This is a genomic window from Campylobacter concisus (assembly GCF_003049085.1).
In the GTDB taxonomy this organism is placed as follows: domain Bacteria; phylum Campylobacterota; class Campylobacteria; order Campylobacterales; family Campylobacteraceae; genus Campylobacter_A; species Campylobacter_A concisus_H.
The window spans coordinates 260,654-273,413 of sequence record NZ_PIQX01000003.1 but is presented as its reverse complement, the minus strand read 5'-3'; the positions used below and the strand labels follow the sequence as shown (position 1 = coordinate 273,413).

The 12,760-nt window shown below is 38.4% G+C and carries 10 protein-coding genes and 2 pseudogenes; all 12 read right to left on the bottom strand.

Annotation, left to right across the window (positions count from 1 at the left end):
* Positions 1 to 277 precede the first annotated feature (277 nt).
* Positions 278 to 802: a methyl-accepting chemotaxis protein gene (locus CVT13_RS10670; RefSeq protein WP_159070040.1), complete on the bottom strand. Its 525-nt coding sequence runs from the start codon at positions 800 to 802 to the stop codon at positions 278 to 280.
* Positions 803 to 1,459: 657 nt separating this feature from the next.
* Positions 1,460 to 2,200 (bottom strand): annotated as a pseudogene (locus CVT13_RS10665) (cache domain-containing protein); the annotation flags it as partial.
* Positions 2,201 to 2,426: 226 nt separating this feature from the next.
* The gene (locus CVT13_RS10660) at positions 2,427 to 2,867 is read right to left on the bottom strand and encodes a methyl-accepting chemotaxis protein (protein WP_374188056.1); all 441 of its coding nucleotides are present in this window, start codon (positions 2,865 to 2,867) and stop codon (positions 2,427 to 2,429) included.
* A gap of 795 nt (positions 2,868 to 3,662) precedes the next feature.
* A pseudogene (locus CVT13_RS10655) lies at positions 3,663 to 4,367 on the bottom strand (cache domain-containing protein); the annotation flags it as partial.
* A gap of 235 nt (positions 4,368 to 4,602) precedes the next feature.
* Positions 4,603 to 4,794, bottom strand: a complete 192-nt coding sequence (locus CVT13_RS05330) for an EamA family transporter (protein ID WP_234411978.1) — start codon at positions 4,792 to 4,794, stop codon at positions 4,603 to 4,605.
* Positions 4,795 to 4,951: 157 nt separating this feature from the next.
* The gene (locus CVT13_RS05325; protein WP_107811848.1) at positions 4,952 to 7,519 is read right to left on the bottom strand and encodes a molybdopterin-dependent oxidoreductase; all 2,568 of its coding nucleotides are present in this window, start codon (positions 7,517 to 7,519) and stop codon (positions 4,952 to 4,954) included.
* Positions 7,520 to 7,528: 9 nt separating this feature from the next.
* Positions 7,529 to 8,104 carry a cytochrome c gene (locus tag CVT13_RS05320; RefSeq protein WP_002942837.1) on the bottom strand — a complete coding sequence of 192 codons (576 nt, stop codon included), beginning with the start codon at positions 8,102 to 8,104 and terminating at the stop codon, positions 7,529 to 7,531.
* A 96-nt stretch (positions 8,105 to 8,200) separates the two neighbouring features.
* On the bottom strand, positions 8,201 to 8,629 hold the full coding sequence (locus CVT13_RS05315; RefSeq protein ID WP_413784300.1) for an EamA family transporter: 429 nt from the start codon (positions 8,627 to 8,629) through the stop codon (positions 8,201 to 8,203).
* 45 nt (positions 8,630 to 8,674) lie between these two features.
* On the bottom strand, positions 8,675 to 9,598 hold the full coding sequence (locus tag CVT13_RS05310; protein WP_107811846.1) for a Dyp-type peroxidase: 924 nt from the start codon (positions 9,596 to 9,598) through the stop codon (positions 8,675 to 8,677).
* Positions 9,599 to 9,621: 23 nt separating this feature from the next.
* Positions 9,622 to 10,317 (bottom strand): DUF4230 domain-containing protein, encoded by a 696-nt coding sequence (locus CVT13_RS05305; RefSeq protein ID WP_107811845.1) that lies wholly within the window; start codon positions 10,315 to 10,317, stop codon positions 9,622 to 9,624.
* Between the two features lie 103 nt (positions 10,318 to 10,420).
* On the bottom strand, positions 10,421 to 11,632 hold the full coding sequence (gene ilvA / locus CVT13_RS05300) for a threonine ammonia-lyase (RefSeq protein WP_107811844.1): 1,212 nt from the start codon (positions 11,630 to 11,632) through the stop codon (positions 10,421 to 10,423).
* Between the two features lie 22 nt (positions 11,633 to 11,654).
* Positions 11,655 to 12,758: a tRNA (uridine(54)-C5)-methyltransferase TrmA gene (gene trmA, locus CVT13_RS05295; protein WP_107811843.1), complete on the bottom strand. Its 1,104-nt coding sequence runs from the start codon at positions 12,756 to 12,758 to the stop codon at positions 11,655 to 11,657.
* Positions 12,759 to 12,760 lie beyond the last annotated feature (2 nt).

Sequence of the window (12,760 nt, the reverse complement as noted above, 5' to 3'; positions counted from 1 at the left end):
ACATAAAGTATTATTAAAAATTTTATCTTCTTACTGAAATATCAATAATTGCAAGGATAAATTCTAATAATTTTCATTACATTGTGGCAAACATAACCTATAAAAATTTAACTAGTAATATCACTGCAAAGCTATAAAAATTAGATAATTTTAAAAAATTTTATTATATTTATAAAATAAAAAATAATTTTAAGATTAGAGATAAAAAAGGAGTTATTTTCATCCTCAAATTTTGAGGATGAAATATTAATAAAATTTTAAATATCAAGCCGCAAGGTTAAAATTTATTCTTTTTAACATCAGCTACTATTGTCTTAGCCATTTCATCGATTTGGGCGGTGATTTCGTTCGTTGAGCTCACGATATCAACATTTTGCTTTGTAATGCTATCTATCTGGCTTACACTTTGATTTATCATATTTATGCCTTCGCTTTGCTCTCTGATGCTCTCGCTCATCTCGTTAATGCTTTGAGTAAGTATATTTGCATTAGTTTCGATCTCGCCAAGTGATTTTTGAGTTCGCTCAGCTAGTTTTCTAACCTCATCCGCAACTACAGCAAAACCTCGTCCATGCTCACCAGCACGCGCTGCCTCGATAGCGGCGTTTAGAGCAAGTAGATTGGTTTGATCTGCAATATCTCTAATAATAACGATGATATTTTTAATCTCTTCAGATTGTTTTATAACATCTACAGTCTTTTGACTAATTGCGCTCATTGAGCTACTCATTTGCTCGATAGCAGCAGCACTTTCTTGAAGAGAATTTGCCTGTGTGCTAGCACCTTGAGTTACTTGCTTCATTGATACATCTAAATTTTTGGCTTTTTCTTCTAAGAATTGTGCTTGTTTTAAGTTAAACGCAAGCATATTAGCTATCTCTTCGCCAAGCTCATTTGTTACTAGTTCGACATTGCCTTTGGCATCCAAAATTCTTGAAGTAAAATCAGAATTTCTAAAATCATTAAAAGTTTTTTGGATCATATTTAAATCGCTACCGACTCTTTTTTCCAAAACATCTAGCATTTTATTTAAGACATCTTTTAATTCGATTAGCTTTGGATTAGCTGGAACATCTACTATCCTTGCTTTTAAATTTCCATTTTCTATCGCCTTTGCAGTCTCAACAGATTGAGATACCACTCTAGAGTCTTGATCGGCATTGTCAAAAATTTTAGCAATATTATCATTTATTAGTTTGCTCATTACGCCAAATTCATCTTTTGTTGCCACCTTTGAAACAACTGGCTCTTTTATCTCAAAATTTAAAAATCTAAAGAAACTAACCAAAGCATCTGTAATAGTTTTAATAGGATTAAGCGATCTTTTTAGCAAGAAATATACAAACGCAGACAAGACAACTATAAATATAAAGGCTAAAATAATCTGAACTTTTAAAATAGGCAAAGTATGCGAGCTAAAGATATTTTGATCCATTGCTGTTATTGCCAACCAACCTTTGTCATTTATCTCTAACATATAAGCATAGACATCTTCGCCTTTTGTATTTTTATATGCTATTAATCCATTTTCATCAAATTTCTTTTCATTATATTGTTTTATCAGGCTTTTAGCGATCTCGTGAGGTTTACCAACTAATTCTTTATTTGGGTGCATTATAATGTTGCCATTTTGATCTGCAACAAAAGCATAGCTGTATTCAGTCTTACTAATTTGCGATATATTATTGCTCAACTCCTCAATAGATGCATCTATACCCGTAACTCCAATATTTTTAATAGGTGCAGCAAAAGTTATAACCATCGCATTTAATGAAGCTGCCATATATGGATCAGTATATATTGGTTTATTCTCGGCTTTAACTTGTTTATACCATCCTCTAACTCTTGGATCGTATCCAGCTTTATTTTGCCCATTTGATCTAAACATAGCCCCATCCTCATATCCAGCATAAACAAGAGTGATCTCTTTTCCAGATATAGCTTTTGCTTGAGATAAAGCTAAATTTATACCATCAGCATTCATCGAGCCATCACTTTTCTCGCTTATCTTACTAAGAGTCTCAGCCATTTTCTCTATAGCATACTGATTATTGGTAAAAAAGCTATTTAGTGTGATTTTCACATCTTTTAAAATTTGCTTTTGAGTTTGTATTACTAACTCAATGGCTTTATCATGAGCTGTATTGTAGCTGGCTAAAGATATTAGTGAGAATGATATGAATAATGCCAGTATGAGCATTAAAGATATTTTGTTTGCAATCGAGCGCATTTACTTTCCTTTTACAAAAAATTAAGATACGATTTTATATTTTTTTATATTAAATAGTCTTAAATAATATTAATTACAAAATAGTGATGTATACATTAAATAATAATTTTGAATTATTTTTTCATTTTAGGTAGTTAAAATCAGCTAAATAAAATTAGAATTTAGGGGAGGCAAACCCCTAAATTCGGCTCTAAGATTAAAATTTATTCTTTCTAACGTCGGCTACTATCGTCTTAGCCATTTCATCTATTTGGTCAGTAATTTCATTTGTTGTACCAACAATATTAATATTTTGTTTTGTAATACTGTCGATCTGACTTACGCTTTGATTTATCATATTTATGCCTTCGCTTTGCTCTCTGATGCTTTCACTCATCTCATTAATGCTTTGAGCTAAAACATTTGCGTTAGCTTCGATCTCGCCAAGTGATTTTTGAGTTCGCTCTGCTAGTTTTCTAACCTCGTCGGCGACTACGGCAAACCCTCTGCCGTGCTCGCCGGCGCGTGCCGCTTCGATAGCGGCGTTTAGAGCAAGTAAATTTGTTTGATCGGCTATATCTCTAATAATAACGATGATATTTTTAATCTCTTCGCTTTGTCTAGTTACGTCGCTAGCCTTTTGGCTAATAGCGTTCATAGAACTGCTCATCTCTTCTATAGCCGCCGCGCTTTCTTGTATGGAATCGGCTTGCTTATGGGCTCCGTCGGTTAGGGTTCTCATAGATTCTGCTAGGATTTTGGCTTTTTCTTCTAGGACCTGAGCTTCTTTTAAATTTTCCCTTAGCATATTGCTTACGGCGTCGCCCGCGCTTTGAAGGCCTACTATCATATCTCTTAGATCGCTTTCAAGCTCCGGTTTTAGCTCTAGTCTAGGAGTGTAGTCGTTTTTATTGTAAGAAGCTAAAACTACCGCTATTCCTTTTAAATTTTCAGAAATTGACGCAAAGAATTTATTTAGCAGATCTTTTAACTGAACTAAAGCCGGATTATTAGGGACGGAGTTAATCTTAGCCCCCATGTGTCCTTTTATCATGAGATTTGCTATACCGTTCATCTCCTCTATTAAGGCGCTGTCTTTTTTAACGCCGTTAAGGACTTTTTCTATATTATCGTTAATAGATTCGCTCATTCTGCCGAATTCGTCTTTGGTAGTTACTACTAGCTTTTCCGGAGCGTTAGGGGTTTCGTAGGTGATGAATTTAAACGCGTCTTCAAGCTTGGTTTGAATAGTTCTAATAGGGCTAAGGGATTTTTTAAGAAGAGTAAATACGATAGCCGAAAGTATGACTATAAAAGCTACGGCTAGGATTATTTGAGCTTTTAATAAAGGTAAGGTATTAGACGAAAAAGTATCTGCTCCGATAGCGGCTACGGCCAGCCAGCCCTGATCATTTATAGGAAGGACTTTAGCAGTTACGTTTTCGCCTTTATAGTTTGTATAAGGGATAAGTCCATTTTCATCAAATTTTTTAGCTGCAAAAACCTCAGCAATATATTTGCTAGCAGGAACGGTTTTACCAACATTGTTTGGGTCATTGTGCATTAGCATTAAGCCGTCTTTGTTCATTAAAAAGACGTAACCGTATTTCGTTTTACCCATTTCGAGAATTTTTTTACTTAAAGCATCTATATTTAAATCAAGCCCCAAAACACCATCAAAATTTCCATTTTTATTTACTGGAGCGGCAAAGCTAATTACTAAAGCATTAGACAAGGCAGCTTTGTAAGGTTCGGTATATATAGCACCATTTGCACTCTTTGCTGCTTTATACCAGCCTCTAGTTCTAGGATCGTAGTTATCGGCTGGAGTTGTTCTAGTTCCATCTGATTGGAAAAAATGTCCATCACTCTCGCGACCATAAAAAATATCAGTAACTAGATGACTAACGCTTTCTTTTTGCATTTTTGTTTTTTCCATGTACGAGTCATCATTATTTGGTATTTGTGCTATATCTGAAGCAGACTTTTTGGCAACTTCTAAATAATCTTCAAAAAAAGAATCCGTAGTAGCTTTGATGTCACTTAGAATCTGATCCTGGGTCTGGCTGACCAACTCTACTACCTTACTTTCCGCTGTATAGTAGCTGACTGCTGAAATAGCAGCAAACGAAATAACTAGCAATGAGATGATAATCATCGCTATCTTTGAAGTTATGGACTTCATCTTTCCTCCTTTAAAAAGTTATAATCGCTTTAATTTATCGAAAAAGAATTAAAATTAGTATTAAATTTACCCTCTATTTAATGCTTTTTAAAAATTAATAAAGATATCTTGATAATTAAAAATTTTTGAATAAATTTTAGATCACAAAATGCCATTAAATAAGCTAGTTTTGCTTTTTGGTCTTTAGCCAGATATAGAGTATAAATTTTTACTTGAAAATCAATAAAACAACGCCTGAAATAATAAGGCAAATGGCTAAAATTTCTTTTAAATTTAACCTCTCACCAAGAAAGATGACAGCCAAAATGATAGCCAGCACAACGCTAAATTTATCAACCAGCGCCACTTGATAGGCATTACTTGTTTGTATTTCTTTAAAACACACAGGACAAAATAACACAGTGGTGATATCCTTTACGTCAAGTTTTACAAATATAATTGCAAAATAAAAAATTTATAAAGCTATAGGCTTCAATATAAATTTAAGCTTTTGTGAGTAGTAGATTTATTTTAAATTTTAAGTTTAAAAGCAGGAGAAAGTTCCCCTGCTTTTAATATTATTTAGAAATTTTTGGCTCAGCAAAAGCTGTGAGCTTTAACGCCTCGTCGCCCTTATATTTCTCGATATTTACAAGAGCTGTATGGCTGATGTTGCCGTTTGCTAGCTTGCTTGTTGGGATATCTATGGTTAGCACGTTTGCAGAGCCATTTTTGCAGATGCCACTATCAAAGCCGTCATACCAAGCGCCCTCAGCTAGTTTTACAACGCCCTCTTTGATGTTTTTAGTGACATGAGCACCTGCCAAAACCTCGCCACGAGCGTTAAATACACACACCAAATCACCTGTTTTTACGCCAAGCTCTTTTGCGTCATTTTCGTTTATCCACACTGGCTCACGGTTAGCGATAGCATACTTGTCACGAAGTGAAGTTTGGCTTAGCTGTGAGTGCAAGCGGTCAGTTGGGTGAGCGCTTATCATGTGGTATTTTGCAGGTTTGTCTTTCATGCCTAGCCACTCGATCGGCTCAAACCAAGTTGGATGCGCCTTGCAGTCATCATAGCCCATTTTCTCGATCGTATCTGAGTAAATTTCGATAAGACCGCTAGGCGTTCCAAGAGCGTTTAGCACAGGATCTTCTCTAAACTCGCCAAGTCTTACCCAATTATCACTATCTTGAGATGAGGCAAATGTGACTGGTTTGTTTTCATTCCAAAACTCTTCAAATGGCTTCATATCAGTAGTTAGCTCTGGCACAGCCTTGACCTGAGCGTAGGCTGCGTCATAGTACTCTTTGATCCAGTCAAACTCATCCTTGCCGTTATCTGTGTAGGCAATTACTAAATTTTTAGCATAAGCCTTACAAAGATCGATGAAAATTTGATAATCGTCTCTTGCCTCGTGGTATTTCTCAACGACTTGCTTCATTGGCACGATGTTCATGTTTGAGTAGTCCCCAGTCATCGTAATGTCGTTTCTCTCGTACTCTGTGGTGACTGGAAAGACGATATCAGCCATTTTTGCTGTCGGTGTCCAGTAAGCTTCGTGAACGACAACCGTTCTTGGCTTTCTCCATGCTTTTAAATTTGTATTAGTATCTTGGTGGTGAACTAGTGGGTTGCCGCCGACCCAGTAGATAAAGTCGATGTCTGGGTAGGTGATCTTTTTGCCGTCGTGATCTATCACTTTGCCAGGGTGAAGCAACGCATCAGCGATACGAGCTACTGGGAAAGCGTAGTTGGTTGCTTTTTGTAGCCAGCTTTGACCTGTGCCTGCTACTGCGGCTGCTTTTGCGACGAAGCGACCGTGTTTGTCAAATTCGCCCGTATCAGTGCCGATAAACTCGCCTTTTTCGTTAAATTTACCCACACTCGCGCTATTTACGCCGCCGATGACTGCGCCTTTGCATGTTGGTGCGCCGCCGTTTGAGTAGTGGTAGCTTAAGCCAAAGCCTCCACCTGGTAGGCCTATCTGACCGATCATCGCAGCTAGTGTCACCATCGCCCAGTGTGGTTGCTCGCCGTGGTGAGCGCGCTGCATACCCCAGCCACTCATTAGCATCGTGCGGTTGCTTACAAATGTATCAGCTAGCTCTTTTAAAATATCTTTGTCGATACCACAAATTTTGCTCGCCCACTCTAAATTTTTAGGAGTGTTGTCTGTCTTGCCTAGTAGATATGGGAGGAATTTATCAAAGCCATAAGTGTAGTTTTCGATAAATTCTTTATCGTATTTGCCACTTTCATATAGGTAGTGCATCATACCTAGCATCATCGCTGTGTCGGTGTTTGGCACTGGAGCGATCCACTGAGCTTTGTCGAAGTATTGCGCTGTTTCAGATCTGATAGGATCGATCACGATCACTTTGATATCTTTTTTGTTTTTTAGCTCTTCAAAGTATTTAAACCCTTGCTCATCAGTCGCTGTCCAAGCTATGCGAAGTGTCGCAAGTGGGTTTGCGCCCCAGATGACTACGACTTTTGAGTTTTCAAGCACGACTGGCCAGCTAGTTTGCTGCTCATAGACCTCGATACTACCCACAACGTGAGGCATAATGATCTGGCTAGCGCCTGTTGAATAGTCCCCTAGCGAGCCAACAAAGCCGCCACTAAGGTTCATAAATCTATGAAGTAAAATTCTCGAGTTATGCACATTGCCGCTTGATTTCCAGCCGTAGCTACCTGCAAAAACGCTCTCTAAACCTTTTTGCGCTCTTGTTTTTTTAAGCTCTTTAGCAACTAGCTTGATCGCTTCTTCGTAAGGCACCTCGACCCACTCATCGATGCCGCGAAGCTCTGGTTTTGGGCTGTCTGGGTTTTCTAGGTAGCTCTTTCTTACCATTGTATGCTTGATACGACTTTTATAGATCATATCTGGTGTGTAGTGTTGAAGTGGATTGTAAATTTCACTTGTCTTTTGGATAGGCTCTGACTTTACAGCGATGCCGTTTTTGGTTGTAATTTTTAGCATACCCCAGTGAGCAGCTGTAAGAGTTTCGCCATTTTTTACAACGCCCTTTTTAACCTCATCAGCAAACAAATTTGAAGCTGTTACGCCTGAAAGCAAAGGTGTAGCTGCAAGCGCTGTTGCACCTTTTTTTAGAAAATCTCGTCTGTTCTCGTTCATTTTTTCTCCTTATTTGCCTAAATTTACGTCAGATGAGTGTTTTTGTAGATATTCGATAACTAGCCACTCGTCTTTTTTCTCTATTGCGGTTCTGCCGATCATTGATTTTAGAAGTGACGGCCATTGATTTGCGTTAAAGTGCGTAGTTTGAGGCAACGCATGGCAAACGCCACAGCTCTCTTTATACATCTTATCAGCTTTTGCAAACATCGCATTTACGTCAGTGCTAAAGCCATCTTTTTGAACAAAAACTGTCGTTTCTACCTCGTTCCATTTGCCGTTTTTGCCCTCTTTTATCACTTTTATATCAAAAGGTGCAGTTTTTGCAAATGCTACTGAGATGATCCTCGCGCCATCAGCAAAATAAACTACGTTGCTAACGGCTGGGTTTTGATAGCCTTTTACTTTGATCTGCGCTCTATCGCCGCTTGTTTGTAAAATTTCAACTGCGTTGGTTGGTAGCAGTCTGCCTATGCTCTTAGCTGAGTTTGCGTCAGCATATACGTCCTTTACGACATCTGTGTAGTTCATGCCTGCACCAAATGCAGCACAAGCTACGATGGCTGATAGAATAATTTTTTTCATATTTCTCCCTTCAAAATGAAATTGTCAAATTCTATGGGCATTTGATTAATTACAAATTAAAATTAAAAATATATTTTAAGAATAATGCAGAAAATTTTATTTAAAAATGAGTAAAAACACGCCAGATACGATAAGGCAAACGGCTAAAATTTCTTTTAAATTTAGCCTCTCACCAAGAAATATAACAGCCAAAATGATAGCCAGCACAACGCTAAATTTATCAACCAGTGCCACTTGATAGACCTTGCCTGCTTGCATTGCCTTAAAATACATGAGCCACGAAAGCCCAGTCGCCATGCCACTTAGTATGAGAAAGAGCCAGTTTTTGGGACTTAGCGAGCTTAGCGGTTGCCATTTTTTAGCCACGCTTAAAAGCAAAATAAGCATCAAAATGACGACGATCGTTCTTATAAATGTCGCAAAATCGCTGTCAATGTCCTTTACGCCTAGCTTTGCAAAGATCGCTGTAAGTGCAGCAAAAACAGCCGAAAGAGCTGCGTAGATAAACCACTCTGGCATCTTTATCCTTATAAATTTAAAGGGGCAAATTTGCTTCGCCCCAAGCTAAATTTATCCCTCGTAGTCACCAAGCATATCAAGCGTAGGAGCAAAATATAAAGCCCCAGTTACTGGCGTACTAAAGTCAAGCAGCCTATCTGAGTTGCCTTTTGGCTCGCCGATAAACATCTTTTTAAGCATCGCCTCAACGGTCGAAAACGTGCTCGCATAGGCGATAAAGTAGGTGCCACTCTTGCTGCCTTCAGTAAATGGCATATTGCCGCGCACGACCTTTTTATCGTCGCCGACATTTGCAGCAGCTGAGTGTGAATTTGTAGGTTTTACGCTCTCGTCCATCTCGATGTCATACTCTTTTGAGCGGCCTATAACCTTTTCTTGCTCGCTTACGCTTGTGGCGTTCCATTCTTTCATTTTGTGGAAGTATTTTTGAACAAAAACGTAGCTACCGCCTTTAAATTTAGCGTCTTCTTTGCCGACTTTTGCAAAAAGATCTCTATCTTCGCCATCAGGGTTTTCAGTGCCATCTACAAAGCCGATGATCGCCCTGCCGTCGTGGTACTTAAAGCCTTGAGTCTCATCTGTAAGCTCTGCAAATTTAAACAAAACTTCTTTGATATTTTGCGCCATATCAAAGCAGTCAGCCGCATTTAGCGCGCGGATGTGGATGTGGATATCGCCCTTTGTGCTAACAGCTTCATGTTTATCGCCTTTGATCGCTTTAAAATTTACAAGCTCTTTTGGTAATTCTTTTGAAATTTCAAGCTTTTTCCAAGCATCATGACCCACGCCAAGGACGCAATTTACATTTTCGTTTGCGCCAAATCTAACTTTAGCAGTCTTGTTTAAATTTACAACCAAAGCACAAAGCTTAGCAAAGCCCTCTTTACATGCTTTTTTGTCGCCTTTTAAAACCCATGTTTGAAAGACTGTGTTGTTGCCTGGTGCTTGTGTGACCTCTTGTGAATTTACACTCATTTTTTCTCCTTTAAATTTAATTTTTATGCGATATTTTCTAAATTTAATTGCTCGTTGATCTGCTCGTCACTATCGTCAAAGACAAACTCGACCTTGTTTGCACCAAAGCTCTTAGCTATCGCTTCAAGCGTGTCGCGAGCTGATTTGTGGATTTTACTTTGAAGCTGCGAGATAAGGCGAACGCTCATCTTTTTGACTTCATTTCTTGCCTCTTCGATTAGTCTATTTTTATCTTCTTCTGTAAAAGTGCTACCAAAAAAGCCATTTAGCGAGTCAGGCAGCAAAAATGGTATAAATTTGCCATTTTTTTCGTCGTAAAATTTCATATCTGCGATTGAAAATTTATACTTACATGGAGGCATTTTTATCTTATAGCTAGAGTTTGCGATCTGCGTGATCTCGAGCTTTGGGCTAGTTAGATCGTATATGAAATTTATCTCAAACTCAAATATCATCGAAAGCTTCTTCTCGCTTATAAGCCATCTTAGATACTCTTTGCCAAAATTTCCAAACGCATGATCTGTCTTTGTAACGATCTCTTTGCTATATACTTGAAAAACAGATAGCTCGCCGATGCTTTTTAGCTGCGAAATTTCGGTGCTGACTGAGAGATTTTCACTATCATCTTTTGCCTTTTTTAACGCCTTATTTGACCTATAAAATGCAAATGCCAAAACAGCTAGTAAGATAGCTAATATCAAATTTGCATATTCGCTCATTTTTTCTCCTTTAAAGCTTGCTATTTTAGCTTAAATTTGTAAAGCAAAAGGAATTTTAGCTTGTTTTTTGCTATCTTGAAATCCACAAAATAGCAAAAAATTTTTAAAACAATTGAGAAAATAAAAAACCACTTTTTTCAAGCACTTCTTTGATCTTTTCTTGATGCTCAAGACCCTTTGTCTCAAGCGTGATAGTGATGCTTGCATCGCCGTAGTCAAGCTTAGTAGAGAAGCGGTCGTAGTCGATCTTGACGATGTTTGCATTTGCTGATTTTAGGCTATCAGTTAGGCTCATGAGCGCTCCTGGCTTATCTACAAGTGTGATTTGCAAGGTCATCTTGCGGTGAGATTTGATAAGACCCTTTTCGATGATGATAGAAAGCACCTGAACATCGATATTTCCGCCACTTAGCACCACGCCTATCTTTGCACCTTTTTTAAATTTGATCTTATCATGCATAAGTGCTGCCACGCCAGCTGCGCCAGCTCCTTCAACCACGATCTTTTGCGTCTCTAGCAAGAACAAAATCGCAGTTGCGATCTCCTCATCATCTACCTGCACAAACTCATCCACGCACTCAACGATATTTTTAAGCGTTATCTCACTCGCATCACGCACAGCGATGCCATCAGCTATGGTGCGAACTGACTTTGAGTTTATGCTCTTTTTAGCACCGTAGCTATTAAACATCGCTGGAGCGCCCTTTGCGCCGACGCAAACGACTTTAGTTTTTGGATTGACTTGCTTTATACAGCTTGCCACGCCGCTAGCTAAGCCACCACCACCAACTGGCACGATAACCATATCAAGGTCGCTTATCTCATCAAGCATCTCAAGACCCACAGTGCCCTGCCCTGCCATAACATACTCATCGTTAAATGGATGAACAAAGGTCATATCTTTTTCTTTGGCGTAATTTACTGCAAATTCATACGCCTCATCAAAGTTATCACCTTTTAAGATCACTTCAGCGCCAAGATCCTTTGTGCCAGCTACCTTTAGAAGCGGGGTTGATTCTGGCATGACGATGCAAGCATGCACGCCAAATTCCTTTGCACTTATTGCTACACCTTGAGCATGGTTACCAGCGCTTGCAGCTACTACACCAAGCTTTCGCTCCTCATCACTTAGGCTAGCTATTTTATTGTATGCGCCTCTTATCTTATATGCACCAGTTCTTTGTAAATTTTCTTCTTTCAGGTAAACACTTGCACCTAAAATTTTACTAAGCTTTGCACTTAGCGCAAATGGGGTCTTAGTCACGAAATGACCGATCGTGATCTTTGCTTGGATGATTTTATTTAGTGAAACCATTTTTTATTTTTCCTTTTTTAAATTATTCTTTTTCCCTTAGTAACACGCCACACTCAATGTGATGAGTGTTTGCAAACTGATCAAAAATGGCAAATTTTATCACTTTATGGCTTTTACAAAGCTCTTTTAAATTTTCTTTTAGAGTCTCTGGATTGCACGAGATATAAATGATGTTTTTAAAATTTTTGATGAAATTTACGACACTTTCGCTTAGTCCTGCACGGGGCGGATCAACAAGGACATGCGAGAAATTAAAGTCGCTTAAATTTATCTCTTTCAGCCTGTTAAACTCCCTAACGCCAGCAAATGCGCTCATAAGCTCATCAGCATCCATTCGTAAAAATTTGATGTTTTTAGCCTTATTTAGCTCGCAGTTTTTAAGGGCATTTGCGATCGAGCTTTTTGAAATTTCAGTGGCAAGAACGTTTTTAAATTTAAATGAAAGCGGAATAGTAAAATTTCCATGTCCGCAGTAGAGCTCAAGGAGGTCAGCACCGCCTTGCACACACTCTTTTGCCCAAGCTATCATCTTTTCATTTACGGCTCTATTTGGCTGGATAAAGGCATTCTCACTTAGGCTAAATTTATAAATTTGCTCTCCAATATTTAGCTCATCGATCAAATTTAGCTCACCACTTAGCAGCTTTTGCCAGCGAGATCTGGCAAGCATGGTGACATCAAGCTTACTGGCTAGAATTTTCATAGCTGTTTCAAACTCGCCATCAAGCCTTTTATGATAAAGAAGTGTGATCAAGATACCGCTTTTACAAGAGATAAATTCCACTCCAAAAAGCTTTGCGCGCAGTATTTCACTCTCTTGCAAGTTATAAAGTAAGCTTGGCATAAGCTCTGAAATTTGCTCGCAAACCTTTGGACAATCATCTATAAAGACCTTTTTGCCCTTTTCGCTTGCATGCATCGTATAGCAAAGCTTTGTGTCTTCGTGCCAGATACCAAACTCAGCTCTTGTGCGGTAGTGTTTTGGTGTTGAGCTAAAAACATCAAACTCGCCATCATAAAACTCTGAAAAATTTTGTTTTATAAGATCAGTTTTAAATAAAATTTGCTCATCATAAGGAGTAAAAAGAGTGCAAGAGCCGCACTCTTTTAGATAATTGCAATCCAAAT